The organism is Bacteroidia bacterium, from assembly GCA_027493955.1.
GTDB lineage: Bacteria > Bacteroidota > Ignavibacteria > SZUA-365 > SZUA-365 > JAOSJT01.
Genome location: JAOSJT010000001.1, coordinates 2,272,375 through 2,297,696 on the forward strand (window position 1 = coordinate 2,272,375; position 25,322 = coordinate 2,297,696).

The window sequence follows — 25,322 nt, forward strand, 5'->3', positions numbered from 1 at the left end:
GGGGCACCTCAGTCCTTCACTACCGCGTCGAAGCGGCATACCGTGAAACACTTGCCGCATTTGATGCAGAGTTCCTGATCAATGGAATGCAGCTGTTTGTTTTCGCCCGCGATGGCAACCGTCGGGCAAGCCTTGGCACAGAGCGTGCAGCCCGTGCATTTGTCGTTGATCGAATAGGTGAGCAGCGGCGCGCAAACGTGGGCGGGACATTTTTTGTCCACAATGTGCGCCACGTATTCGTCGCGGAAATACTTCAATGTGGTGACGACGGGATTTGGTGCCGTCTGTCCCAGGCCGCAAAGTGACGCGGCCTTGATCTGCGCGGAAAGCTCCTCGAGATTGTCGAGGTCCTCCATCGTGCCGTTGCCGTCGGTGATGCGCTCGAGGATTTCGAGCATACGCTTGGTGCCGATACGGCAGAACGTGCATTTACCGCAGGATTCCGACTGCGTGAATGTGAGGAAGTACCGTGCGACGTCCACCATACAAGTGGTTTCGTCCATCACGATCAAACCACCGGAGCCCATGATAGCGCCGGTTTTGTTGATTTCCTGGTAGTCGACGCCGATGTCGCACATGTCCGCGGGGATACAGCCGCCGGAGGGACCACCCATCTGTACGGCCTTGAATTTCTTATCCTCGTTGATGCCGCCGCAGACGCGGAAAATGATGTCGCGAATGGTGAGCCCCATGGGAACCTCCACGAGACCTGCGCGGCGCACCTTGCCCGCCATGGCGAATACCTTGGTGCCCTTGCTGTTCTCCGTGCCGTACGCCGCGTACGCGGAACCGCCGTTGAGAATAATCCAGGGGACATTGGCGAAGGTTTCGACATTGTTGATGTTCGTGGGTTTGCCCCAGAGTCCGGCTTCCGCGGGGAAAGGCGGACGGAATTTGGGCATTCCGCGGCGGCCTTCGATGGATGCGATAAGCGCCGTTTCCTCGCCACAGACGAATGCGCCGGCGCCTTCCTTGATGCGAATGTGGAAATTGAAGCCGCTGTCGAGAATGTTCTCGCCCAGCAGTCCTCGGGTCATGGCCTGCGAAATCGCCTGACGAAGTCGTGCGATGGCTTTCGGATACTCTGCGCGGCAGTAGATGTACGCCTCATCCGCACCTATGGCGTATGCGGCGATCATCATGCCCTCGAGTACGGAATGCGGATCGCTTTCGAGCACCGAGCGGTCCATGAACGCGCCCGGATCGCCTTCGTCGGCATTGCAGATGATGTATTTCTTCGTGCCTTTGGCGTTGCGGGTAAATTCCCACTTCTTTCCCGTGGGGAAACCGCCGCCACCGCGTCCGCGAAGGCCGGATGCCAGCACCTCGCGAATGACACCGTCCGGTTTCAGTTCGTGTACCGCTTTGCGCAGCGCTTCATACCCTTGCCGGGCGATGTATTCGTCTATCGAACCCGGATCGATGATACCGCTGTTGCGCAGCACGATGCGGACTTGATTGTCGAAAAACTCCTGCTCTTTCGGATCGGTCGTGGCAAGCCATTCGTCAATCGCCTTACCTCCGAGGATGTCCTCCTCGACGAGCCGACCGATACGGTCGGGCGTCACTTCGGCATACAGTCGACCGGGGGCGTCTCCGTCGATAACTTCGACGAGCGGCTCGCGGTAGCACATTCCGATGCAGCCGGTTTCCTTGAGTTCGAATGCTCCGGGGTGCTCTTTCAGCTCTTCCTGCAGCGCCCGGTACACTTTCTCGCCTCCTGCGGAAATACCGCACGTGCCGAGACCAACGAGTACTGTTTTCATATCTGTGCCTTCCTGCATGGGTTATTGTTGATCCCTGGCACGACGGCGGGCGTCGCGGAGAATTTTGCGCAATTTTGCCGCTGTCAGGCGGCCGTGAACCTCGCCATTGATGGTGATTACCGGAGCGAGCGAACAGCAGCCGAGGCAGGCGACGGACAGCAAACTGAATGCGCCGTCGTCGGAGGTCTCCTCGTAACTGATATGAAGTTCATCCTGAATGGTGCTGTAGATATCTTTCACCCCGTTGACATGGCAGGCGGTACCGTTGCAGACGCGAATGATATTCCGGCCAAGGGGTTTTGTGCGGAATTGGGCGTAGAAAGTAACAACGCCGTAAATTTCCGCGGAAGGAATCCCGGTAACGTGGCTGATGGAGTGAATCGCCTTCTCGGGCACGTAACCGTAAGTGTCCTGTGCGGACTGCAGCAGCGGAATGAGCGCGCCGGCGTGCCCGTCATATTTCCACAGGTCCACGTTAAAGCGCTTGAATTCTTCGGTGTGTTGTTCTGACATCCTCGTCCTTCCTTTCAAAGCTGGGTGAGGTCTATGATCCAGTCACGCTTCAGGCGGAGCACGCCGTCGAGTGGCCGCACGACCGAATTGATTGTGCGCTCGATGGCGTCGAAGCTCTCGGCGCTCAATACGCCGACGATGCCGCAGTCTGTTGCGGCGAGCATACCCCATTGGGGTCCTCCGTCCGCAGCCAGCGTGCTCAAAATGCGTTCCTGCGTGTCAGGAGCGATTTCCATGGAGATGTAGGCATGTGTGTGTTCAGAGGACAGCGAGCCGGTGGAGATCATCTCTTTCGCCACGGTACAGACAGCCACGTCGACCAGCCCGGGAAGAGAGCGTAGCGCGGCGACCGCGTCGGCGGTGTCGGCCGCGATGGCGAGGTGATAATGTCCTTCGATGGCGTGCCAATGAAGCACGCCGGGGGTGGATCGAACCGTGTCGACCGCGGGAAGAAGCTGCTCAGGGTCCTCGAACGCCAGAAAAGCGTAGGCGCCGATGCTCATTGACGGTTCCTTTGTATGGTGTGAAACGGGAAGTGCGCAGGAATGCGTGGAGAGGAAGGGAAGCTGAAACGCGGTGAAAAGATCATCATTGGGGCGGTCGTATCAGTCGAACGGGTGGCAGTTACGGTATACAGACCAGAATATCTGATGGAAAATGGTAAAAAATCTGATCGTTACAAAGGGCGCAGGACACTTTTTTATAAAAATCTCAAATATCGGCTCTGGCAGGTCCGGATTCGGCACTTTTTTCCCCTGAAAAATCCACGGCGAGCTCCCCGACGGGGAGTTATGCGCACCCAAGAGGGAGCGCCACCCGCGCAGATCGAACTTGATCGGACGCAGGACATCTCAAACGTCACTGTTCCGTCACTACTATCTTCAACGGTTTCGGTCTATCCGGGCTCGGCGGATCTTCCCGATACCCAGGGATTGTCTTTCAGGCAGAAGCGCCAGGGCAAGGACATGCTTTTCCTGATACCGATGCGCGTCGTGACGATAATATCTCTTCCCGAAGGTGTGGGTGCGTCGTACATGCCGACGACTGTGCCGTCGAGAGCGAGCCCGTTCTCTCGCCTCCCGATTCCGAAGGCCTGGCAGCACTTGGCCGGGCCATTGGTCAGATCGATATCGCGCACAGAACGGCCTCTCATCGATCTCATGTGGTCAAGCCCTTCCAACGGCTCGATGGCGCGTATCAGGACGGCGGCGCCGATTCCTTCCTCTTCCGTCACCACATTCATGCAGTGATGCATCCCATAAATGAAGTACACGTAGAGAACACCACCGGTCTGGTACATCACGGAATTGCGCGGCGTACGACCCTTGAATGAGTGCGCAGCCTCGTCTCCGCATTCATGATACGCCTCCACCTCGACGATGCGGCCGGAAAGTACCCTCTCCCCCATGCGACGTACCAAGATCTTCCCCAGCAACTCACGCGCCACCGCCAACGTCGGGCGCAGATAGAAATCACTGCCAAGAAGTTCGCTCATGAGAACACTGTCACGGGTGCATAGCAGAGGGCCGAGCCGGGAGCGGGAGGTGGAGCATTTCCACGACGAACGGATGCAAAATACAGGAAGACATCGAACAGGTACGTGAAGTAGTCCTCAGACACGATGTGCGAGTGATCACAGGTGCTGGACGCGGACTATACCGCGGGTCTGTGGAAAACCGTGCAATGTGCAGCACTTCTTCTCATCGGATACATGAGACTCTTCGACGGTCCCGAAACGAAATGCTGAAATCCAACTCTGGGAGGAGCGTAGACATTTCATTTCCCCTCCAGAAGCATCCGTATATCGGCCACATCCTGATCGCTGAGCTTGTCACGGGAGAAAAAGGGCATGCCGCCATAGCCGGCACGGACATTGCGTGTGACGTTGCGCCGGAGCATGCGCATGGCCGGAGCGTAGCCATCGACGTGACAGCCGGCGCAAGCGCGCTTGAACAATGCCTCGCCGCGCTGCGCGTTGCCACGTATGCCCTCAAGTTTTGCGATTTCCGTCTTGAGTTGCTCGCGACTCAAGCTGGTATCGCCCGGCCAGGTCAGTGCATCCCATGGCAGGAGCATCGCTTCCTCACCGGTGGATATGTATTCGTAAAACGCCATGAGCGCTTCGGCTTCAGATTGCGTAATAGCGTTCGCCGGAGAGGAGCCGCGGCCCTGATACAGATGCGCGCATTTCGCCGCACCCGCCGCCGTAGCAAGGAGAGCCTCGCCCGAGAATTCGCCGTTCCAGGTCCGGGCGCGACGATGCGCACCAAGGATGCTGCTGCCGGGACGGATGGTCTCCTCGTCGGTCAGAGTTTCATCGAAATCCGCATGACAATCGGCACAGGCAACGTTTTCCTCTCCGAATTCGCGATCGCGGAATATTGTCTGGCCCCGCTCGGCAAGCTCTTCGATAGCGGAAAAATCCGTCGTCTCGCCGTTGTTCCGGCCGGGTTTCTCATCACCTCCGCAGGCGCAAAGGAGAATCACACTGAAAAGATAGAGGGAAAGTCGCATGGGATCGGGAGTTCCACAGTGAACTGAACGAGTTAACGGAAGGGATTTATGAAAAAAACAGGCTGTTCTCTCTCACCCGGTGCGCGTTTGCGCACCGCAGCGATGGACATGTCGCTTTCTGCGCGGCGGTCATTCATCTTCATAGCCTTTGGGTTCCCACAGCTCGCCCTCGCAGGGGATATCGTCCTCACTGACATGCTCGTCGAGCTTGAGGCAAAGCACACTGCCCTTTTCAAAATGTCTGCATGTGGAGCACAGCGTTCCCGACACCACGTCGGAGGTATCCTGCTTGTAGAGCTGGTACTGAATGGTGATGGGATGTATTACCACGGCATAGATGCTGATCAATGTCACGCCCCACCACACTCCGTAGTCGAGCCAGGGCGCATATTCGTTGAGGAGCCAGGCACCGAAAATGACGGCTGCGGCGCGAAAAATCGCCCAGCTTACAATGCTGCCCAGAGTGTTGCGGTACATCCGTTTTCTGCGCTGTTGTGCTTGCATCTGTCCTTTCTGTGCAGTGCCGCCGGATTGCACGACAACACCGAAACGCATAAGTTGAAGGTTCGTACCCGGTAAAATGCCAAATATCAGCCGGAAATTCAACTGCGTTGAAGCTCTTCAGTAAAAATAACACCCTCACGCCACGACCGCTCTGGGAATTTGATGCGGGAACCGTACTCTGGAGAATAAAGCCCGATAACGCCGGGCACTTTCTTGGGGAAGCACGCGATCCCGAAGCCCGCATCTGTACATTTTTCTGCATCGACGAACACACCGGAGCTCCGCTCTGGCAGGGTTTGCGTTTCGAGGAGAGCTGGTGGATCGGCATCGAGGATGCCATTGACGGACGGATCTTCTTTCACGGTTTCGGCAAACCGGATATGCCGCAACATCTCGGCATCATCGCTTGCAGTATCGACACGGCTGAGGTCCTGTGGCGCGAAACGGAACTGGCGTTTCTTTTTTACCACGAGGGACATGTGTACGCCGCGGAGCAGCGTTTCGACACCCTGCACTTCCATCAGTTGGACGCGGCAACGGGGGCGCGGGTCCGGGATCTCGGAGACGACCCCGCCCCGCTCAATCGATTGCGAGCGCAGCTGAACGAGGAAGAATGGTTCAGCGGTTATGCCTATCCTGAACAGTTCACACCGGGCCACACGGAATGGCAGCAGGTGCTGGATCGCACGCAGGCTCTTTTCGACACCGCAGCGATCGTTGGGACTGTGGACATCCTCGATCGCGGAGATGTGCGCTATGTCGCCTGGCATGAAAAGCTGACCGCCGGCGGACTCGCCCAACGTTTCGCGGTTCTCGATGCCGACGGCCGCCAGCTCATGCGCGATACGATACTGGACTATGCCGATGCCCCGGGAATGGATTCCTTTTTCGTCAAAGACCATCAATTACTGTATGTACGCAACCGGAGCGTGCTTGTCGCGCACCCGGTGGCCGGGAGGGGCAAATGACCATTATCAACGATTCGCTGAACATCGACACGCATGGCGGCTGCGACATGGTGGACATCACCGATCAACTCACGCGCATGCTTCAGCGATATAAGCTCAAGAACGGTCAGGTCCTGGTGTTCGTCCCCGGATCCACCGCAGGAGTGACGACCATCGAGTATGAGCCGGGGCTTAAAAAGGATTTTTCCGTGTTTATGGAGCGCATTATCCCGAAGAACGCGCAATACTACCACGAAGAAACCTGGAATGACGGAAATGGCCATTCGCATATTCGTGCGTCACTGCTCGGTCCGAGTCTCGTGATACCCATCGGCCAGGGACGTCTGCTGCTCGGCACCTGGCAACAGGTCGTCGTAGTGGATTTCGACAACCGGCCTCGTTCGCGCGATCTTGTCGTGCAATTCAGCGGGGAATAGTGCGCGGGGCGGAACATACAGTGCTTTCAGCGACAGAGCAATCGTTGTTGCGGTGGATTCTCCCCGCACACCGTCCGGCCTACGCCGCCTTACTCCGGCGCCTCGAGGGCATGTCCTGTGCCGGAAATCCTTTGGACGAGGAACTCATTTTTTCTGACGGGGCCACGCCGGACGACCGCGATGGGACGCTTGAGCCCGTATCCGCGATAGGCGTGCTGCGCTTTCCCTCGAAACGCGTTACCATGACCGTTCACGACGAGAACGAAGGAAGCATCACTCTGCGTATCTGCCCCCGCGTGCCTGACAACGGAGCAGCGGAAACAGCACGTTGGAGTCTGTCATACTGGTCGCCCGGCGACCCGGGCCCGGAGCGAGGATCGGAGGTGCGATGCATCGAGATACAGGCATCACCTTACGTGTTCGCGCTCTGTCCCGCTGAGCAACGGCTCTGGTTGCATGATACCTCTTCCGAATTCAACCGTCTGCTCCCCATGACAGCCGTGTACAACCATCTGATGCGGAATTGCGGGATTCGCGATCCCGAACGTATTCTGGCGCCAGAGCGTCTGTTTTCCGATCATGCTCTTTTCAGCGATATTGATATCATTCACGCCCTCCTCCGCTACGGGGCGCATTCCGGTCGTTTCACGATTCCCGAAGCGGCAGTGGCGGATCGCGAGAAGAATACCATTTTTCAACGACTCCTGAATTCTTTCAAACGGCATGGCTGACGAACAGATCATAGAACACGGGCGCGAGGTCATCGGAATCGAAGCCGAAGCCCTGCGCGACATTGTGGACCGCATCGATTCTCGTTTCGCGGATGCGGTGAATCTCATCTTCGAGAGCCGCGGCAGACTCATCGTCAGCGGTATCGGGAAGAGCGGTATCATCGCACGAAAAATCGTCGCGACCATGAATTCCACCGGCACTCCCGCGATTTATCTGCACCCTGCCGACGCCATTCACGGCGACCTCGGTATGGTGCGCGGCGAGGATGTGGTGCTGCTCATTTCGAAAAGCGGCAACACCGATGAACTCAAGCACATCCTGCCCATTTTCCGTCGCATCGGTGTGAAACTCATCTCCATTCTCGGAGCCGTGCACTCGTCTCTGGGCGAAGTGTCGGATATCATCCTCGACGCCAGCGTGCGTGAGGAGGCCTGCCCGCACAATCTTGCGCCCACGGCGTCGACAACCGCCGCGCTCGCCATGGGCGATGCACTCGCTGTCGCGCTCCTGAAAAAGCGGGACTTCACTGTGGAGGATTTCGCGCTCTTCCATCCGGGCGGCAGTCTTGGAAAACGCCTGCTGCTGCAGGTGGATCAGATCATGACCAAGGGCGAGCGCGTCCCGGTCGTCCATCAGGCCGTCCCCTTGAAGGACTCCATTCTTGAAATCACATCCAAGCGCCTCGGCGCCACCTGCGTCGTCAATGACGAGGGCATTCTCGTCGGTGTCATCACCGACGGCGACCTCCGTCGTCTGCTGGAACGCGACACTGACATGAAGAATCTGCTGGCGGTGGATGTGATGAACACCCGGCCGAAAGCGGTGAGCAGCAATATTCTCGCCTCAACAGCGCTGGAGCTGATGGAGAAGCACAAAATCACGCAGTTGATCGTGATTGACGATCAACGACATCCCGTCGGGATTATTCACCTGCACGACCTCGTGCAGTTGGGATTGGGGTAAGAGACACGCTATGCGTAAACCATTTCGGGAACGGTTGGCCTCCGGAGCCGTGCTCTTCGACGGTGGCATGGGCACGGAACTGTATCGGCGGGGTGTGTTCATCAACAAGTGCTATGATGAGCTGAACCTCAGCAATCCCTCCCTCGTCGAACAGGTGCATCGCGATTACAAAGCGGCAGGCGCCGAGGTGCTGGAAACCAACACCTATGGGGCCAATCCCCACAAACTGCAAGCCCACGGTCTGCTCGACAAGCTCAATGCCATCAATCTCGCCGGCGCGACCATCGCCCGGAACGTTGCAGGAGACGATGCGTACGTTGCCGCATCCGTCGGACCACTCGGCGCGCAGATGGAGCCGCTGGGTCCGCTGTCCCGCGAAGAGGTTCGCGAAATGTTCATGCTGCAACTTCGACCGTTGATCGAAGGCGGCGTGGACCTGGTGATCCTCGAAACCTTCGTCTACCCGGAGGAACTCGAACAGGCCATTCTCGCAGTGCGCGCGTTATGCGATCTCCCGGTCATCGCACAGATGACCATCAACGACGACGCAACTTCGCTGACCGGCGCAAGTCCGGAGATCATGATCCGCGAAATCGAGGCCATGAAACCGGATGTGCTCGGCGTGAACTGCACCGTCGGTCCCAGCGTCATGCTGCAATGGCTGGAGCAGGTGCGGCCGTTGACGGATTTGCCCATTTCCGTCATGCCCAACGCCGGCAAACCACGCAATATCGACGGACGCAACATCTACCTGACCTCGCCGGAGTACATGGGCACCTATGCGCGGCGTTATCTGCAATCCGGTTCGAATATCATCGGCGGTTGCTGCGGGACGGGTCCCGAGCACATCCGTGCGATGCGGAATGCGCTGTCGGCGCATGATTCCAAGGCCGAGCAACCCGCTGTCCATGTGCGCGAATTCGAGAAACCCGCAGATGTCGAGGTTATTCCGCTGCCGGATAAATCGCGACTCGCCCGCCGGCTCTCCGATGGACATTTTGTTACTCTGGTCGAGCTCGTCGCACCTCGGGGAATCTCCGCCAGGACGGAGTTGGATAAAGCCAAACGTCTCTACTATAGCGGTATTGACGCCATCAACATTCCGGACGGACCGCGCGCGAGTGCGCGCATGTCGGCCATGGCGCTGGCGGCAACGATTCAACGGGAAATCGGCGTCGAACCTGTGCTCCACTACGCCTGCCGGGACCGCAACGTCATCGGAATACAGTCCGACTTGCTCGGAGCATACGCCCTTGGTGTGCGAAACATACTCGCGGTCACGGGTGATCCTCCCAAGCTGGGGAATTATCCCGACGCGACGGCCGTGTTCGATGTTGACGCCATTGGACTGGTGAATATCATCAACCGCCTGAACCACGGCCTCGACATCGCCGGTAATCCGATCGGTCCACCCGCGGGCATGCACATCGGGGTTGCAGCCAATCCCGGTGCGCTGGATCTCGATCACGAACTGCGGCGACTGGACTGGAAAGTGGAGGCGGGAGCGGAGTTCATCGTCACACAACCCGTCTTCGATCTCGATGTATTCTGGCATTTTCTCAAACGGATTGCGCACATCCATATTCCGCTGATCGCAGGCCTCTGGCCCTTGGCGTCGTTGCGCAACGCCGAGTTCATGAGCAACGAAGTTCCCGGCTGCAGCGTGCCCGAAGCGATCATGGAGCGCATGCGCCGCTTCGCCGATTCAAAGGAAGCCGGTCGTGCCGAGGGCATCGCCATCGCTCGCGAAACGCTCGCCGAAATGCGGGGCAGCATAGCCGGCATCCAGATCTCCGCACCATTCGGAAGAGTGGAAACAGTGATGGAAGTCCTGGAAAATTGAAGTTTGACGATTATACTTATTCCGTGCGGACAATCGGACGTTCGTACCAGGTGAAAAGGTGAAAAGGTAAGATGCTCTCCGTTATACACTCTTACCTCTTCACCTTTTCACGCCCCCCCCTTCACCCTTTACCTTTTCACCTTTTTCCCTTTTTACCTTTTCACGACCTCTTCACTCTTCACTCAAAGCCGCTGCCGGGGCTGTTCCGCAAAATCCAGTAGGCGATGATCAGAAACGCGAGAGCCCAGGTGAGTGGTGCAGGGATTTCGAAGCGGCGAGTGGGTACGTCAAAACAACGCTGCAGATACCACACGACGAATGCTGCGAGGGTCAGCGGCAGCAGAAGCAGACTCAGCACGTTGTGATGAAGTGCGGCGGCGATATCTCCATGCAGCAGGGCATGTGCGGCGCGCTGCAGGCCGCAACCCGGACATTTCGTTCCGGTCGCTTCATACCACGGACAGGGTATGGTCCAGCCCGCCGCGATGGGATCGAGCACGAAGGCCCACAGCGCGACCGCAACGGCAGCAATCAGAGGGAGAACAATTTTACAGGAATTCACTGGAGGCATGGGATGCGGGACGTCGGAGCCGGTGGTCCCGCAGTGCTGCGGGACCACGCTCCGGTATGAGGATCAACCCTCGTATTCGGCGTCACCGAACGCGAGAATGGGTATGAAGACAATGGGCAGAAGTATCAGGCCGACGGCGAAGCCGGTGGACTTACCGAACACCTTGGCGAGTTCGATATTCACCAGAATCGCTATTACGATGTTCACGCAGGGAATGAGCATCAGAATGAACCACCACACCGGTTTGCCGACGATTTCCAACAGCACGATGATGTTGTATATCGGCACGATTGCCGCCCAGCCGGGCTTGTCCGCCTTGGTGAATACTTTCCAGTACGAAACGATAATGAGTACGATGAGGGCAAGATACACGACGATCATGATACCCATGCTCGCGAATAAACCGGTGTCGGAATATTCCATATGACCTCCGAATGATGTGTGAATACCTCAACACTCCCGAAGTGCTCTTGTGCATGCGGGGAGAGTTGCCTATGAACAGATTACCGAGGTCAAAATACGGCGAGAGGTCGCGTGGAGCAAATACCCGCGACAACGCGAACGGGATGCGCATGCAGTTCCTGACGGAGTGCGTGATCACGTCGCTCCGTCACCAATTTTCGATGCATGGCGGAGTACAAGTGGGCGATTCATGTATCGCCCACTTTTTTCGTCCGACGCACACCGCGGCTCAGCCCCGCTACCCCATCGGCTTCACCGGTATGCAGATGTCCACGATGTGCTTGTGTTCGGGATGCTGCGCTGGATCGTTGCGGTAGATCTCGAAGCTGGGCCCGTCGGCGGGTTCGTACCCGCTGTCCGGCAACCATGCGCCGCAGAGTCCGTCCCACGCCTCGCCGTATTGCGAAGGCAGGATTTCGAAACGAGCGAAAGCGTAGCTTCCCGCGGGAATGGTCAGCGAGCCGATATCTCCATCCACGGCTGTCCCCGCCGGAACGGTGAGGCACACGCTGGTACGAAGCTTTTCCGGCGCGGTAATGTTCGGATCGTCGTGATAAATGGTGATGAACTCCGCACCATCGCGAATGAGTCCGCGTGGCCCGGCCCACTGGCAAAGACGCGCGAACAGTTTTCCGAACAGCTGTTCGTCGCCTGCGTAGGGCCCGATGTGGCGAACGTAGGCTACCGGCGTATCGGCGAGATCTTTCACGGTGACGGAGGAGGGTGAGACGTGCGACATGGGTAATCTCCTGTGTGATAAAAGGTCAGGAGAAAAATAGCCCTCACGGCCGGCGTAATCTTCGCCGATCTTGCTGAAACTGTTGCCCATCTTGCTTTTCGTACCGCTGTCCGCGTCGCCCGTCCGGAATCCCGCAGTACGCCATGCGCTCGCGCTCATGCCGGTATGGTCGCGGAATGCTCTTGCGAAGGTCTGCGACGATGCAAAGCCGCTGTCGAGTGCGATGTCGGTGATACTGCGATCAGGATGCGCCACAAGGCGCTGCATTGCCCGTTCGATGCGCACGCGCGTAATGAAACGATTGAGTGTTTCACCGACCATGGCAGCAAACACCCGGTGAAAATGATAGGAGGAAAAATGCGCGACGTCGGCGAGACGTTCCAAGGTCAGGGATTCCTGTAAATGCTGCTCGATGTAATCGAGAACCCGGTTGATGCGCGCAACATACGTGCGTCGTGTCGCACTGCCGACAAGCGGGAGTCTGTGCGGGGCCCGGTCACTCATAACGGATCAGTGTCGCGCGCAAATGCAGCCAGCGCGGCCTGTAGGAGAGTTCGCGAATGGTGGTGGACGTGGTGGACTCTCCAGCGCTGCGCTCGATCTGCTTGGTGCGCGTCGCCGCAGGCTGTGTTTCCCCAGCGCGTGAGCCGGATTGAAGCGTGTCGGAAGGTTGTTCCACTCTGCGGGATCGCTCCGCGGAGCGTTGTCTTTCCGTCGCAGCGTTCTTCACGGAATCCGTCACGGATACCGAGGTGCTCTTTGCGTCGTCGCGCTTCTTTTCCACGATTTGCGTTTCATGCACCGGCTCGCCCTCGATGATGTCGAGCCCCTCGATAATCACCGCGTGAGCGCCGCGCTCTGCCGCGTACTTCAACACATACTCCTGTATCCTGTCGGCACGGTACTCGAAGGCCGCCTCCGCCTGGAGACGTCCCATAACGCGATGCGCCCGGGGGATGGGATCTTCGGCGAGAAACAGGTCAACCTTTTCCGTCGCCTCATAGCTGTGACCGACATACTGCACCAAGGGCGGCGTGGAGCATGCCGCCACGGACAGCGCTGCAAGAAGGAAAGGCAGCAACCGCCGGGGGGGAGTCGGCCGAATGTGATATTCCGTCATACTTCGCACCTCTTATTGATTCTGTCAAGCATGGGCTTCCCGCGGGAACAACCGCGAACGAATGCATTGCGCGGAATCCGCGCCAGGCCGTCCCTCCCGCGAACATCAATGATCGCAACAATCCTCGCCCTGGCGCATCGCACGGGCCCAATCGGGTCGGACGCTTTTCCACTGCGCCGCGGTGAGCCTCATCTCCAACGCCTTCATGGTTTTTCTTCCGATACGGCGCTCCAGGGGCGCGGCATCCGTGCGCACAAAGCCCGCCCTGTCGTAGCACGCGATGGCCGCGGCATTGTCTTCAAACACGCGAAGCGTCACCTCACGCAATTCCACGATATCGAAAGCGGCGGTGCACAACAGCGCAACCAGCTCGTGACCGAAACCCGCACCTCGAAACATGGGCGCGAGCAGAACGCGGGCCAGCCGTCCGCTTCGAGCCGTATGATCGATATCGAGTATCTCCCCGTGCCCTGCAAGCATACCGACATCGCGACTGGACACACTGTACAAACGTCTGTCGCTCTTCGGATCATCGGGATCGGATGATGCGACGAGCTGCTCCGCCGTGAGCGGCAGTGTGAGTCCCTCACCGCCGAACGCGAGGAGCGTTCGTTTGTCGGGGACCCAATCCGCGAGCAGTTCGGCATGCGTGGCTTCGAAGGGATAGAGAAACAGATGCGGGCTGACGATTATTTTCATGGAGTCTCCGGGATGGCTGTCACGAAAGAAGGAGATCTCCGGCGATTCTTCGAGCGAAGTATCGCGGAGCTATGCGTGTTAATGTACGGAATTTCTCCGGAATGCCCCTCGCGTCCCCTTCCGCTGAAAAGAAAAATCCCGGGCTAGCGCCTCCCCCGCGGGCATCGTGCGGCCTCAACCGGCCAAGGTCAGCCACAGCACACCGAGGAAGAGAGTCAGGATGGTCACGGGCAGTCCGCTGCGGATATAGGTCAGAAATCCGATACGCACACCCCGCCGTGCCGCGCCTTCGGCAACAATCAAATTGGCGACGGAACCAAGAAGCGTGAGATTTCCGGCGAACGTCGTCGCCATTGCCATACCGAGCCACAGGATGTGCGCGTCCGCGGCTTCGGAAATCATGGGTGAGAGCAGGAGCACAGCCGGTACGTTCGAGACGATATTGCTCAGCAACACCGACACGGCCACCAGACCCGGCAGCGTGTGCAACTGCATTCCGTGCGCAGCGTCCCGCAGGTGCAGCCCCGCCGCGCCCGTAGGCAGCACCGATGTGACGATGAATAAACCGGCGAAAAATACCAGCAGCGACCAGTCCAGTTCCCAAAACACCCTCTCGGGCTTGAGCCGCCTCGTGACCAGTAACAGGGATGCCGCGCCGAGTGCCGCAACCGCGACCGACATGCCGGAAACAAAGCCCGCTAGCAGCAACGCAAGCGCGACCATGCTCTTCCGGAACAGCGGCTTGTATATCCTCGCGCGGAGCGGCATCACCGTCGGAAGTTGTGCCGCGGAAAACTCTCCGCGACAGGTCAGGAGCAGCACACCCCAGACAAGGAATAACCCGCCCAGCGCCGGCGGACCCAGCATCGTCACGAAATCCAGAAACGAAATACCGGATGCAATGCCGATGATCATGTTCTGTGGATTACCCACGATGGTCGCGGCGGAGCCTACATTGGCCGCCATCATCAGTCCAAGCAGATACGGTACGGGCTTTCGTCGCAACGCGAGCAGCACCTCCAGGACAACAGGCGTGAACATCAGCACAATGGTGTCGTTCAGAAACAACGCGGACAAGCTGCCCGACGAGAGCACCACGAGCAGCAGCAATTGCCTCGGGGTGCGCGCTACAGCCAACACCTTCGACGCCAGCAGACTGAAAAAACCGGCCAGCCGCAGATTGACGTTGATGACCATCATGGCGAACAGCAATGCGATCGTGTCAAAATCGATGGCATGTATTGCGTCATGAAACGACATTCCGCCCGTCAGCACAATTGCCACAGCGCCCACCAGCGCGATGGTGGCGCGATTCATGCGCAACACCGGAAAACGTCCGGCCGCGATGCCGACGAGCGTCAGCGCCGCGATGGCAATGGGCAGTATGTCCATGAAATATTCGCTGTTCAGAGCAAACTCCGGGCCGATGCTGGCGCGACACAGTAGCGCACCAATGGCAACCTAGCACAGGCTCACGCAATTTACCAGCGGGAGGGAAACGAAAATATGGAAAGGGACAGGTCGGGCCGGATTTTTCCGTTGAGGTCGTTCAGCAGCTTCAGTGCGTCGAACCGCTTTGCGGAAAATCGGCTCGATGCCGCACCACGAACATCCGCAACTCGCTGTCGTCGTCGGATTCGAAACCGAGCTTCTCGCACAAGGCTTCGCGATGCCGGTGTAAATCCCTGTAGTTGATGCCGAGATAGCGGGCAATCTGATGTGCCGATTGCTGTTCCGCCATCAGTCCCAGAATGTCGCGTTCGAGTTCGGTCAGGTGTTCGAGCTTTTCCGGTGCGATCTTCCCAAAGCCGTTGCAGGCATTGCAGGTGCCGAGCAACGGACAAATGTACCTGCGTCCGGAGAGCACCGTGCGCACAGCCCGGACTATGTGCGCAGGATTGTCGTCGGAAAACATGAGCGAATCCGCCAGTGCCTGCAAATCCTCGCTCAAGCGCTCTCTCGTTCCCGGCGGCAGAAGCAGTATGACTTTCGTATCGAGCTTCGCTTCCCGGATCATCTCGGCCAATTCTCGTCCGCTGATCACCGGCAGATGATCTTCGATCAGCGCGACATCGGGTCGCAACGCTTCGATGAGTCCCAGAGCCGTTTCACCATCCATGCTGTCGCCGACGATACGGAGATCGGGCTGCCCGCTCATCCGCTGTTCCATGGAGCTGCGCAGCATGGGTTGCTGTATGGCCAGAAAAACGCCTTTCTTGTCTATGCTCATGATACACTTGGGGTCTTGACGCTGCAACGGTATGTGGCAGCGTGAGTGATATACTCCATCATCCGCATTCGTTGATACGGAGAGAAGCAGACAGAATGTCCAGTTATAGAGACAACGAAAAGTACGAAAGCATTTCGGATATGTCAAGTCCTATATTTTTCCCTTGAGCGGAAAGGTCCCGCAACGGAACGGATGATTGCCACCACGGAGGCTTCGTGTGTCTGACAGCGATACACAGGCGTGTCACACGGAGTACGGCGTGACGACAGGTACCGGGGTCGGAAACATGCGTTGAGATGGATCTGCTCCCTGATCCCGAAGATAGCACCGATGTATTGGCGATGGCAACTCTTGCTGTTACGCTCCATCCCTACAAAATTGCCCGGCGGCGGTATCGAGAAACGCATGAAGCGCCGCCTCCACCAACGCTTCGTGCTTCGGCTGCACAGGAAACGGCATGATGTGCGAATACGGATACGCGAAGTCGAGCACATGCGTCACGATTCCGGGGCGGCCGTGTTCACCGTCCAGCACCGCAAGGGTGTCAAGCGGTGTGATCACCGTATCACCCTCGAGCACCACGGCGATCAGGCGATCGCGCAGCGCCTCCAACGCGGTTTCCCTTTCCGCACGACTGCCCTCGAAGGTGCTCATGAGCCGGAACGCCCTGCCGAGCGCATGTGCATCGGAAAGGAAGTGATCGAGACGCGCGTCCTTCATACGGTGTCCCGGTAGATCCGGGCCGTAAAATCGCAGGAGCGCTTCCCATGCGGCACCGTCGAGTATCGCCCGGTCCACGAGATGCATGCGGTCCAGTGTCGTCCCTCCGCAAAACAGGACAGCGCGGGCATCCCGAAACAGCGGGGACGCATCCGCCATGAGCAGCAATTGCGACAAAAATGCGCCGATGGAGTAGCCGAAAAAATCCACCGTCGTGCCCTCTCCAAACAGCGAATGTCTTCCCGATCGCAGCAACCCGGCCAGCGCGGTCACATCCATACACGACTGCATCGCCGCCCAGAACAGCCTCGACGGTTGCGCGTGCAGACGCGTACTGATAGCCGCATTGCTGAAGCTGGAAGCGGTGAGACCGGGAGTGCGCTCCATCCGTTCGAGCGACACATCGCGCATCGCCCGCGGCACGCACCATCCAGCGCCGGCGCGCTGCATATGCAGCGCCAATGGGAAAAGTATCACCGGACGCGAGCAGCGGCGCGCCAATCCCAGCGCCCAGGGCAGGCATTTCTCCCAATGCTGTTCGTTCAGTCCATGCAGCAAGAGTATCGCGTTGTTGAAGCGGGGCACGCCTGCCGGAGCAAGAATGTGATAGATGAAGTCGCGGTTTTCCCCTATGCGTGCATCCGCAATCGCGAGCGCTTCGTTACTACCCGAAACACTGGCGGAGACCTCCGAAACCGCCTCCGCCACAAAGCAAAGGTCGTGCTCTGCACAACGATAGGAAGCATGGCCCGGGAGCAGGTCGGCTGCGTTCGAAGTACAGCGCCATTGCGTGAGCCGATACGGCATCCCCTCGATCGGCTGCATGTCACGTTGAGCGGCCCACGCCGCCCGCAGCGCCGCATAGTCGGAGAGATAGGACATGGTATGGGATGCAGGTATCGCTCAACCCATGAGCGACAAACCCACCGCGAAAAAGATGAGAATGATCACGATGTACAGGGGGAGCACGATAATCAGCTGTGCGACGATGCTGTGGCCGAGCACCGCGAACGCCCGCGTCAGAAAGCTGCCGCTCAGCAACTTCGTATCCGGCAGCGCCGGCATGGCGTCCTGTCGCTGCCTGATATCGCGAAGCAGCCGCTCGATACCGTCTATGCGCTGCTCGAATTCGTTGAGCTTCTCTTGGACCTCGGGTGTATCCATGCTGTCCTCATGAGTGAATGGGCATATACGGAGCAAGATATCACCATGCGCGACGCGGCGCAATGGCTCGGACAGGTGAAAAGGGAAAAGGCGAAAAGGAAAAAAGGTGAAAAGGTAAGAGACTGTTACCTTTTCACCTTTTCACCATTTTACCTTTTCACCATTTCACCTTTTCACCATTTCACCTTCACGATCCCACCCGGCGAACCAAAAACCTCCATCAGCTGTTATAAAAGATCATGACGTCCCCGCTCGTATCCATCATTCTCGCAACCTGGAACAGGGCTCCGCTGCTGCGGCGGGCCATCGCATCGGTGCGGGCGCAGCGCTGGAAGCACTGGGAGTTGATTATTGTGGACGACGGCAGCACCGATGGCACACAGGACCTGCTCGCGGAAGTATGTCGGAGTGATACGCGGATAAAAATATTCCGCCACGCCAACGCCGGTCCCGCCCGCAGCCGCAACGAGGGAATGCGGCATGCACGCGGCGACATTGTGACCTTCCTCGACTCCGACGACGAGTATCTGCCGGAGCATCTGTATTCCCGGATGCACTTGTTTCAACATGATCGGGACCTCCCATTCGTGCATGGCGGGATTCTCGTCTCGTGCGATCCCTCGCTCGCCTTCGTTCCCGATCTCGATGACACCTCGCGCCTCATCCCGTTGCGGGATTGCGCCGTGGGCGGCACCTTCTTCGCGCGCCGTGGCGTCATCGAGTCCGTCGGCGGCTGGCACGAAGGTTACGGCGAGGATGCCGATCTGCTGCGTCGCATATCACTGCGGTACCGCCTCCTCCGCGTGGACACGCCGACCTACCTCTACCACCGCGAGACCGCCGACAGCAGATGCACGCAGGCGGGGGAGGGTGCGTGAGCAGGACGCACTGCCGCAGGATGATTTTTCGTGAAACTGATGAGATGCCGCACGGGACCGGAACCCCAGGTCCTTGACGCATTTTCCCCTTTGAATGTCCCCTCCCGTTTCGTAATCTGAAACGATTATTCACGCTCTGGAAGGTGAGCATGTCGCGTCGGCCCGTGTCCGCAAATTTTAAAATTGTCATCGTCGCACTCGCCGTCATCATCGTGCTCGGCGTGCTGCTGTACACGCAGTCCATCGTCGAGAAATTGCAGGAGCGCGAACGCACCAGCGCGGGGCTGTACACCAAGGCTTTCGAGTACATCGCCAGCGACGCCTCGCAGTCGGGAGATTATACCTTCGCTTTCGACATGATTCGCGCCATTGACTTCCCCATCCTGCTCACCAATGCGGACAAGGAGCCGCTCAGCAGCCAGAATATCGACATAGATTCCACGTTCACCGAAGAAGAGCGCATCGCCTTCCTCACCGCCGAGCGCGACCGCATGGCGGCCATCAATCCCCCCATCGTGGTCAAGCACCGCGATTCGCTCATCCTGAATTATGTCTATTTCGACGAATCCGAACTTGTCCACGATCTGCGCATGCTGCCCTACGTGGAAATCCTGGTCGGAGGCATGTTCATCCTCATCGGCTATATCGGCTTCAGCTACATCAAGCGCAGCGAACAGGCCAATATCTGGGTCGGCATGTCCAAGGAAACCGCCCATCAGCTCGGTACGCCGCTCTCCAGTCTCATGGGCTGGCTCGAGCTGCTGCGCGGACAGGCGGACGATCCCGAAGCGACGCGCAACACCCTTGATGAAATGGAGAACGACGTCAGCCGCCTCAACCGCATTGCGTTGCGCTTTTCGAAAATCGGGTCGCGTCCCCAACTCGATGAACAGAACTTGATGGATACCATACGGAAATCGGCCGACTACTTCCGGAAACGTACGCCGCAGCTCGGCAAGCGCGTCGCCATTGTCGTGCCGGAAGACGCGCATATTAGCGCGCGTTACAACGCCGAACTGATGGAATGGGTGTTTGAAAATCTGATGAAAAACGCCCTGGACGCGATGGAGAGCAATGAAGGGAAAATTGAATTCCACTTGTCCGAAACGTCACGCCATGTCGTCATCGATGTGCATGACACGGGTAAGGGCATCGAAGCGAGAAAGAAGAAAGACATTTTCCGTCCGGGGTACAGCACGAAAAAACGCGGCTGGGGGCTGGGCCTGAGTCTGTCGCGGCGCATCGTGCAGGATTATCATCGCGGACGTCTGTTCGTACATGAAAGCGCGCCGGGCAAAGGTACCACGTTCCGCATTACATTACCGAAACGGACCTGACAGCGGCAAGCGACACACGTCACCCTGCTGGTACGGCCCTGCGCGCGGGGCTCCATCCTTGCCCGCCAACGCCGCATGCCGCGAAGCATGCTCAAAACATCTGCAACTGCCGCGCGATGAAGAGCAAAGCGCCCGCCAGCGTCATGATCAGAATCTGTACAATTTTCCATCTATAGCTGGTATGTTCCTCTTCCTGAAGATGTTCGTCTGTTGTCATGGCCTGCTCCTTTCTCATCAAATTGTCTCGGCGAACATATCAAGGGGGTACGCTCGCCGTCACCATTTTGTTTCGGACAGCGGAGCTGCCGTTTTCACGGAGCGGAGCTACCGCAGCATGCATCGTCCCGACGCGTCGATGTACCTACGCAACGGAGGTAGCAACGCCGACGCCACCGCTGCTCCGAAAAGCTGTCGCTATGCGCTCCGCGCTACGCGCAACGCTCTCCTCTCTCCGCCGGGTCACGCGCTTGGGGTTTGACTTCCTCGCCTGAATTGCGTTCTTTGGAGGCAAAGCACATACCGAGGAGATATCATGGAAGACCTTCGTCAGAAACTCGCCGCCGCCCGGGGTGAGACCCCCGCCGAGATTGTGTTCAGAAATGCGACCATCGTCAACGTCCTGAGCGGCGAGTACCACGGCGGCGACGTGGCCGTGAGCGGTGGGACCATCGTCGGCATCGGCAGCTACGATGGCCTCGAAATCGTGGACCTCGCCGGCAAATATCTGCTGCCCGGCTTCATAGACGGGCATATTCACATCGAGAGCAGCATGCTCACGGTGGATCAGTTCGCGCGCGCGGTAGTGCCGCGCGGTACAGCCGGCTGCGTGGTGGATCCGCACGAATTCGCCAATGTGCTTGGCGTGGCGGGCATCGAGTACGTGCTCTATTACGGACAAGCCGTGCCGCTGGAGCTGTTCGTGATGATCTCTTCCTGTGTGCCGGCCACGCATCTTGAAACTGCCGGCGCGCGCATCACACCCGCGCACATCCGCACATACACGAGCCACGAACGCTCGCCCGGTGTCGCGGAAATGATGAATTTCCCGGGGGTCTATCTCGGCATGGACGCCGAATTGGAGAAAATCGCAGCTGCGCGCGGCAAGACCGTCGACGGGCATGCACCCGGTCTGCATGGTGCGCCGCTCAATGCCTACATTCTTGCCGGCGTCGAAAGCGACCATGAATGCACCACGCTGGACGAAGCCAGAGAGAAGCTGCGCCGCGGCATGCACATCCTCCTCCGCGAAGGCACCGCTGAACGTAACCTGCTGGAATTGCTGCCTCTGGTCACAGCAAGCAATGCCGCAAATATGTCCTTCGCCACCGATGACAAACATCCCGCCGACCTCGAAGACGAAGGACACATAGACCATCACATCCGCGAGGCCATCCGTTTCGGTATCGATCCCATGATCGCGATACAGATGGGGAGCATCAATACGGCACGGCATTATCGGCTGAAGGGCCATGGCGCCATCGCTCCGGGGTATTGGGCGAATTTCGTTGTGTGCAACGATCTGAAGGATATACGCGCCGAACAGGTGTATCACCGCGGCGTGCTCGTCGCGCGCGACGGTGAGGCGCTGTTCACACCGGATAATCCCCCGGACATCGCGGGCATGAAGGGCACCATGCATGTCGGTCCCTTCTGGCGCGACAGCTTTATCGTTCCCACCATACCGGACGCGCGCATCCGTGTCATCGATCTCGTGCCCGGACAAATCATCACCCGGGCTTCGGTGGAGGATCCCGCCGTGGTGGACGACACGGTCGTGAGCGATACGGAGCGCGACATCCTGAAACTGGTGGTGATAGAGCGGCACAGGGCCACCGGCAACATCGGCGTGGGTTTCGTGCGGGGATTCAATCTCAAACGGGGCGCGCTGGCATCCACCGTCGCGCACGACGCGCACAACATCATCGTCGTCGGGACGAACGACCTGGACATGTACGCCGCCGCACTGGAGGTCATCCGCATGGACGGCGGGCAATGCGTGGTGGACGACGCGGCCGTTGTCGAAGCCCTGCCTCTTCCTGTTGCGGGCCTGGTATCCGACCAACCACTGCATTATGTCCGGCAAAAGGTTGACGCGCTGATCTCCGCCGCGCAGTCCCTCGGCTGTACGCTTCCCGATCCCTTCATGACGCTGTCCTTCCTCGCGCTTTCCCCCATCCCGGCCCTGAAGGTCACCGACCTCGGCCTCGTGGACGCGGAGAAATTCGAGCTGACGTCGCTGTTCGTCTGACGCAGCGCCGGGCGCGGAGAGCGGAGCGCTGAGCGCGTGAAGTCTGTTCGAAGAGAGCGTTCAGGTTTGCTGCGTGGGATTCGCTGTTGGCGGAGCTCTGAATCTCCGTTCCGATCTGCTGTAGATCGCCTTACCTCCTTCCGCGCAACCTGAATTGGAAGACCCTCTATTGTTTCGGGAAGCCGGCGCTCTGCGCTCTGCGCTCTGCGCCCCACGACGTTTTTGCCCTCCCCGCCGATTCTTCCTATTTTACGTGTTCGTCACTGCGGTACACGGAAAAAAGGCTGAATTCATGTCCACCCCTCTCATGCGGCAGTACCAGCGGATCAAGGATGAGTATCCCGATGCCATTCTGCTTTTCCGTATGGGCGATTTCTTCGAAACCTTCGAAGACGACGCCATCACCACGGCGCGGGTGCTGGGCATCACGCTGACGAAGCGTTCGAATGGCGCGGCGAGCGACGTGCCCCTGGCGGGATTTCCGCATCACGCGCTCGACGCGTATTTGCCCAAGCTCGTCAAAGCCGGGTACCGTGTCGCGGTCTGCGAGCAGCTCGAAGATCCGAAGCTCGCGAAGGGCATCGTCAAGCGCGATGTCGTGGAGGTGGTGACACCGGGGGTGGTGTTCACCGATAAGCTGCTCGATCATAAGCATTACAACTTTCTCGCCTCCATCGCCTTTCGCGACGGCAGTGCCGGTGTGGCCTTTGTGGACGCATCCACGGGAGATTTTTTCACCACGGAAATGCCGGAACACACCCTGCTCGATCAGCTCGAAACCATCGCTCCGAGCGAGGTACTGATCGCAAAGAAAGACTGGGAGCATTTTCAGGATCTCTTCGCCCGGGCCCCGCTCCGCGTGCCCGTCACGAAGCTCGACGACTGGCTGTACACCAGGGATGTAGGGTATGAACTGCTGGTGACGCATTTCAAGACGCAATCTCTCAAGGGCTTCGGCATCGAAGCGCTCCACAGCGGCGTCATTGCCGCAGGCGCGGCCCTGCACTATCTGAAGGAAACGCAGAAGGCGGCCCTCCCCCACCTCCGCGGCATCCGCCACTACCTTGTCGATGAGTACATCACCCTCGACGCGGGCACGCGGCGCAATCTCGAAATCATCACCGCCATCGGCGAAGGCGGGCAGGACGGCACGCTGATCTCCATTCTGGATAAGACCGCCACATCCATGGGCGGCCGGCTGTTCAAGTACTGGATCACGCATCCCCTCCGGCGCCTGGAGGCCATTCAACAACGCCTCGCCGCGGTCAAGGAGCTTGTGACCGTCCATGAACAACGCGACACTCTGCGGACCATTCTCGGCGAGACGGTGGATTTCGACCGCCTTATCGGACGCATCTGCACTGGTCGTGCCATTCCCCGCGAAATGGTCGCGCTGCGCAACAGTCTCCGCCGCCTCCCCGTCATCCGCGACGCAATCGGGAAGCTGGACGCACCTTATCTGCGGTCGTTGCATACACATATCGAGCCGATGGAGGATGTCGCACGCCTCATAGACGCAACCTTGGTGGACGATCCCCCGATTTCCCTCGCCGACGGCGGCGCGATTCGTCCGGGCTTCCATCCGGAACTGGACGACATCCGCGACATCGCCCTGCACGGCAAGGAATGGCTGAAAACCTATCAAGAGAAACTCCGGCAGCAAACCGGCATAGCCTCACTCAAGCTCGAGTTCAACCGCGCCTTCGGCTACTATATCAACGTGTCCAACGCCAATCTGGACAAAGTACCGGACAGCTTCATCCGCCGGCAGACGCTGACAAATGCCGAACGCTTCGTCACGCCTGAGCTGAAGGAGTATGAGGATAAAATCCTCAACGCCAAGGAGCAGATCGTTCTCCTCGAGACGGAGCTGTTCAACGAATTACGCATGGCCGTCGGCGCGGCCGCGGAACGCATACAGGTCATTTCCCGCGCCATCGCGGCGCTGGACTGCCTGTGCTCGTTGGCCACAGCGGCCATCGATTACGGCTACACCTGCCCGACGGTGAATGACGGGACGGAGATTTCGATAATCGGCGGCCGTCATCCCGTCGTCGAGCGCCTGCTCCCCGCGGGGGACCGCTTCGTCGCCAACGATGTGCACCTCGACACCGATGAGCAAATCCTCATCATCACCGGTCCCAACATGAGCGGCAAGAGCACGTACCTGCGCCAGACCGGATTGATCGTGCTGCTGGCGCAGATCGGCAGCTTCGTGCCCGCAAGATTCGCGAGTATCGGGGTTGTGGACAGGATTTTCACGCGCGTCGGCGCATCGGACAATATCGCCGCGGGTGAGAGCACCTTTCTCGTGGAAATGCACGAGGCGGCCAACATCCTTCACAACGCGACACCGAACAGTCTCGTCTTGCTCGACGAAATCGGTCGCGGAACTTCGACCTTCGACGGCATTTCCATCGCCTGGGCCATCACCGAATTTCTGCATGACCATCCCGAGAGCCGCGCGAAAACCATGTTCGCGACGCATTATCACGAGCTCAACGAGATGGCGGATATTTTCCTGCGCATCCGCAACTACAAAGTGGAAGTACGGGAATACAAGGACAAGGTGATATTCCTTCGCAACGTATCCCGCGGCACGGCGGATCACAGCTACGGCATTCACGTCGCACAGATGGCCGGCCTTCCAGACTCGGTGATCGAGCGCGCGCGCGAGGTCCTGCGCACTTTGGAAGGACAGGACCTGACCGTGCTCGCCGGAAAACGCGAGGAAGACGTTCGGGAGCGCCTCCGCGCCAAACGCGGCACCTTCCAGATCAATCTCTTCGAAGCCAGCGACATGGAGCTGAAAGATCGCCTCCGCGCCATGGACATCAACACCCTTTCACCGGTCGAGGCCTGGCAATTTCTCGAAAATTTGAAAAAGCTGGCCGAGGGCCGGGTGTGATCCGCTTCGTTGATCCACTTCGTTGAT

General features: G+C 58.7%; 25 protein-coding genes. 9 read left to right on the forward strand and 16 right to left on the reverse strand.

The window, feature by feature from the left end:
• Positions 1–8 precede the first annotated feature (8 nt).
• From nuoF to M5R41_08610, 6 genes are all read right to left on the reverse strand, one after another.
• The gene (gene nuoF / locus M5R41_08585) at positions 9–1,766 is read right to left on the reverse strand and encodes an NADH-quinone oxidoreductase subunit NuoF (GenBank protein MCZ7556443.1); all 1,758 of its coding nucleotides are present in this window, start codon (positions 1,764–1,766) and stop codon (positions 9–11) included.
• A 21-nt stretch (positions 1,767–1,787) separates the two neighbouring features.
• Positions 1,788–2,279: an NADH-quinone oxidoreductase subunit NuoE gene (gene nuoE, locus M5R41_08590; GenBank protein MCZ7556444.1), complete on the reverse strand. Its 492-nt coding sequence runs from the start codon at positions 2,277–2,279 to the stop codon at positions 1,788–1,790.
• A 14-nt stretch (positions 2,280–2,293) separates the two neighbouring features.
• A complete protein-coding gene (locus M5R41_08595; protein ID MCZ7556445.1) occupies positions 2,294–2,782 on the reverse strand; it encodes a hypothetical protein in 489 nt (162 codons plus the stop codon).
• 392 nt (positions 2,783–3,174) lie between these two features.
• Positions 3,175–3,774, reverse strand: coding sequence for a DNA-3-methyladenine glycosylase (locus M5R41_08600; protein MCZ7556446.1), 600 nt, complete (start codon positions 3,772–3,774; stop codon positions 3,175–3,177).
• A gap of 281 nt (positions 3,775–4,055) precedes the next feature.
• On the reverse strand, positions 4,056–4,793 hold the full coding sequence (locus M5R41_08605; GenBank protein MCZ7556447.1) for a cytochrome c: 738 nt from the start codon (positions 4,791–4,793) through the stop codon (positions 4,056–4,058).
• A gap of 129 nt (positions 4,794–4,922) precedes the next feature.
• Positions 4,923–5,297 carry a hypothetical protein gene (locus M5R41_08610; protein ID MCZ7556448.1) on the reverse strand — a complete coding sequence of 125 codons (375 nt, stop codon included), beginning with the start codon at positions 5,295–5,297 and terminating at the stop codon, positions 4,923–4,925.
• 107 nt (positions 5,298–5,404) lie between these two features.
• On the opposite strand from M5R41_08610, the gene M5R41_08615 reads away from it, so the two are divergent.
• From M5R41_08615 to M5R41_08635, 5 genes are read left to right on the forward strand one after another with little or no spacing between them, the layout of a single operon-like run.
• Positions 5,405–6,265, forward strand: coding sequence for a DUF4905 domain-containing protein (locus M5R41_08615; GenBank protein MCZ7556449.1), 861 nt, complete (start codon positions 5,405–5,407; stop codon positions 6,263–6,265).
• On the forward strand, positions 6,262–6,681 hold the full coding sequence (locus M5R41_08620; protein ID MCZ7556450.1) for a secondary thiamine-phosphate synthase enzyme YjbQ: 420 nt from the start codon (positions 6,262–6,264) through the stop codon (positions 6,679–6,681). The genes M5R41_08615 and M5R41_08620 overlap by 4 nt, the downstream gene beginning before the upstream one ends.
• Before the next feature lie 20 nt (positions 6,682–6,701).
• The gene (locus M5R41_08625; GenBank protein MCZ7556451.1) at positions 6,702–7,412 is read left to right on the forward strand and encodes a hypothetical protein; all 711 of its coding nucleotides are present in this window, start codon (positions 6,702–6,704) and stop codon (positions 7,410–7,412) included.
• Positions 7,405–8,376, forward strand: a complete 972-nt coding sequence (locus M5R41_08630) for a KpsF/GutQ family sugar-phosphate isomerase (GenBank protein ID MCZ7556452.1) — start codon at positions 7,405–7,407, stop codon at positions 8,374–8,376. Before M5R41_08625 ends, M5R41_08630 begins: the two co-directional genes overlap by 8 nt.
• Before the next feature lie 10 nt (positions 8,377–8,386).
• Positions 8,387–10,219 carry a bifunctional homocysteine S-methyltransferase/methylenetetrahydrofolate reductase gene (locus tag M5R41_08635; GenBank protein MCZ7556453.1) on the forward strand — a complete coding sequence of 611 codons (1,833 nt, stop codon included), beginning with the start codon at positions 8,387–8,389 and terminating at the stop codon, positions 10,217–10,219.
• A gap of 178 nt (positions 10,220–10,397) precedes the next feature.
• Here the strand turns inward: M5R41_08635 and M5R41_08640 are convergent, their stop codons facing one another.
• The 9 genes from M5R41_08640 to M5R41_08680 form a co-directional block, all read right to left on the reverse strand.
• A complete protein-coding gene (locus M5R41_08640) occupies positions 10,398–10,838 on the reverse strand; it encodes a DUF2752 domain-containing protein (GenBank protein ID MCZ7556454.1) in 441 nt (146 codons plus the stop codon).
• A gap of 15 nt (positions 10,839–10,853) precedes the next feature.
• A complete protein-coding gene (locus tag M5R41_08645) occupies positions 10,854–11,213 on the reverse strand; it encodes a DUF5684 domain-containing protein (GenBank protein MCZ7556455.1) in 360 nt (119 codons plus the stop codon).
• A 277-nt stretch (positions 11,214–11,490) separates the two neighbouring features.
• Entirely contained in the window at positions 11,491–12,495 is a 1,005-nt protein-coding gene (locus tag M5R41_08650; GenBank protein ID MCZ7556456.1) for an AraC family transcriptional regulator, read from the reverse strand.
• Positions 12,488–13,111: a hypothetical protein gene (locus M5R41_08655; protein MCZ7556457.1), complete on the reverse strand. Its 624-nt coding sequence runs from the start codon at positions 13,109–13,111 to the stop codon at positions 12,488–12,490. The genes M5R41_08650 and M5R41_08655 overlap by 8 nt, the downstream gene beginning before the upstream one ends.
• A gap of 105 nt (positions 13,112–13,216) precedes the next feature.
• Complete coding sequence (locus M5R41_08660; protein ID MCZ7556458.1) at positions 13,217–13,810, reverse strand: GNAT family N-acetyltransferase; 594 nt, start codon at positions 13,808–13,810, stop codon at positions 13,217–13,219.
• A gap of 174 nt (positions 13,811–13,984) precedes the next feature.
• Positions 13,985–15,202, reverse strand: coding sequence for an anion transporter (locus M5R41_08665; protein ID MCZ7556459.1), 1,218 nt, complete (start codon positions 15,200–15,202; stop codon positions 13,985–13,987).
• Positions 15,203–15,368: 166 nt separating this feature from the next.
• Positions 15,369–16,040: a response regulator transcription factor gene (locus M5R41_08670; GenBank protein MCZ7556460.1), complete on the reverse strand. Its 672-nt coding sequence runs from the start codon at positions 16,038–16,040 to the stop codon at positions 15,369–15,371.
• A 357-nt stretch (positions 16,041–16,397) separates the two neighbouring features.
• Positions 16,398–17,642: a DUF6051 family protein gene (locus M5R41_08675; GenBank protein ID MCZ7556461.1), complete on the reverse strand. Its 1,245-nt coding sequence runs from the start codon at positions 17,640–17,642 to the stop codon at positions 16,398–16,400.
• Between the two features lie 21 nt (positions 17,643–17,663).
• On the reverse strand, positions 17,664–17,924 hold the full coding sequence (locus tag M5R41_08680; protein ID MCZ7556462.1) for a hypothetical protein: 261 nt from the start codon (positions 17,922–17,924) through the stop codon (positions 17,664–17,666).
• A gap of 239 nt (positions 17,925–18,163) precedes the next feature.
• Between M5R41_08680 and M5R41_08685 the strand changes: the two genes are divergently transcribed.
• Positions 18,164–18,802 carry a glycosyltransferase gene (locus tag M5R41_08685; GenBank protein MCZ7556463.1) on the forward strand — a complete coding sequence of 213 codons (639 nt, stop codon included), beginning with the start codon at positions 18,164–18,166 and terminating at the stop codon, positions 18,800–18,802.
• 149 nt (positions 18,803–18,951) lie between these two features.
• On the forward strand, positions 18,952–20,139 hold the full coding sequence (locus M5R41_08690; protein ID MCZ7556464.1) for a HAMP domain-containing histidine kinase: 1,188 nt from the start codon (positions 18,952–18,954) through the stop codon (positions 20,137–20,139).
• Positions 20,140–20,230: 91 nt separating this feature from the next.
• On the opposite strand, the gene M5R41_08695 is transcribed toward M5R41_08690, so the two are convergent.
• Positions 20,231–20,356, reverse strand: a complete 126-nt coding sequence (locus M5R41_08695) for a hypothetical protein (protein ID MCZ7556465.1) — start codon at positions 20,354–20,356, stop codon at positions 20,231–20,233.
• 315 nt (positions 20,357–20,671) lie between these two features.
• Here M5R41_08695 and ade point away from each other — a divergent pair, with 315 nt between their 5' ends.
• Positions 20,672–22,387, forward strand: a complete 1,716-nt coding sequence (ade, locus tag M5R41_08700; protein MCZ7556466.1) for an adenine deaminase — start codon at positions 20,672–20,674, stop codon at positions 22,385–22,387.
• Between the two features lie 292 nt (positions 22,388–22,679).
• Positions 22,680–25,295 (forward strand): DNA mismatch repair protein MutS, encoded by a 2,616-nt coding sequence (gene mutS, locus M5R41_08705; GenBank protein ID MCZ7556467.1) that lies wholly within the window; start codon positions 22,680–22,682, stop codon positions 25,293–25,295.
• Positions 25,296–25,322 lie beyond the last annotated feature (27 nt).

Bases quoted from the DNA above. Each gene is read 5' to 3' on its own strand.
- M5R41_08620 (MCZ7556450.1), top strand. From the start codon at position 6,262: ATGACCATTATCAACGATTCGCTGAACATCGACACGCATGGCGGCTGC.
- M5R41_08595 (MCZ7556445.1), bottom strand. From the start codon at position 2,782: ATGAGCATCGGCGCCTACGCTTTTCTGGCGTTCGAGGACCCTGAGCAG.
- M5R41_08630 (MCZ7556452.1), top strand. From the start codon at position 7,405: ATGGCTGACGAACAGATCATAGAACACGGGCGCGAGGTCATCGGAATC.
- M5R41_08690 (MCZ7556464.1), top strand. From the start codon at position 18,952: ATGTCGCGTCGGCCCGTGTCCGCAAATTTTAAAATTGTCATCGTCGCA.
- nuoE (MCZ7556444.1), bottom strand. From the start codon at position 2,279: ATGTCAGAACAACACACCGAAGAATTCAAGCGCTTTAACGTGGACCTG.
- M5R41_08635 (MCZ7556453.1), top strand. From the start codon at position 8,387: ATGCGTAAACCATTTCGGGAACGGTTGGCCTCCGGAGCCGTGCTCTTC.
- M5R41_08645 (MCZ7556455.1), bottom strand. From the start codon at position 11,213: ATGGAATATTCCGACACCGGTTTATTCGCGAGCATGGGTATCATGATC.
- M5R41_08660 (MCZ7556458.1), bottom strand. From the start codon at position 13,810: ATGAAAATAATCGTCAGCCCGCATCTGTTTCTCTATCCCTTCGAAGCC.
- M5R41_08670 (MCZ7556460.1), bottom strand. From the start codon at position 16,040: ATGAGCATAGACAAGAAAGGCGTTTTTCTGGCCATACAGCAACCCATG.
- M5R41_08650 (MCZ7556456.1), bottom strand. From the start codon at position 12,495: ATGAGTGACCGGGCCCCGCACAGACTCCCGCTTGTCGGCAGTGCGACA.
- M5R41_08675 (MCZ7556461.1), bottom strand. From the start codon at position 17,642: ATGTCCTATCTCTCCGACTATGCGGCGCTGCGGGCGGCGTGGGCCGCT.
- M5R41_08655 (MCZ7556457.1), bottom strand. From the start codon at position 13,111: ATGACGGAATATCACATTCGGCCGACTCCCCCCCGGCGGTTGCTGCCT.
- nuoF (MCZ7556443.1), bottom strand. From the start codon at position 1,766: ATGAAAACAGTACTCGTTGGTCTCGGCACGTGCGGTATTTCCGCAGGA.
- M5R41_08610 (MCZ7556448.1), bottom strand. From the start codon at position 5,297: ATGCAAGCACAACAGCGCAGAAAACGGATGTACCGCAACACTCTGGGC.
- M5R41_08665 (MCZ7556459.1), bottom strand. From the start codon at position 15,202: ATGGACATACTGCCCATTGCCATCGCGGCGCTGACGCTCGTCGGCATC.
- mutS (MCZ7556467.1), top strand. From the start codon at position 22,680: ATGTCCACCCCTCTCATGCGGCAGTACCAGCGGATCAAGGATGAGTAT.
- ade (MCZ7556466.1), top strand. From the start codon at position 20,672: ATGGAAGACCTTCGTCAGAAACTCGCCGCCGCCCGGGGTGAGACCCCC.
- M5R41_08695 (MCZ7556465.1), bottom strand. From the start codon at position 20,356: ATGACAACAGACGAACATCTTCAGGAAGAGGAACATACCAGCTATAGA.
- M5R41_08680 (MCZ7556462.1), bottom strand. From the start codon at position 17,924: ATGGATACACCCGAGGTCCAAGAGAAGCTCAACGAATTCGAGCAGCGC.
- M5R41_08605 (MCZ7556447.1), bottom strand. From the start codon at position 4,793: ATGCGACTTTCCCTCTATCTTTTCAGTGTGATTCTCCTTTGCGCCTGC.
- M5R41_08685 (MCZ7556463.1), top strand. From the start codon at position 18,164: ATGACGTCCCCGCTCGTATCCATCATTCTCGCAACCTGGAACAGGGCT.
- M5R41_08600 (MCZ7556446.1), bottom strand. From the start codon at position 3,774: ATGAGCGAACTTCTTGGCAGTGATTTCTATCTGCGCCCGACGTTGGCG.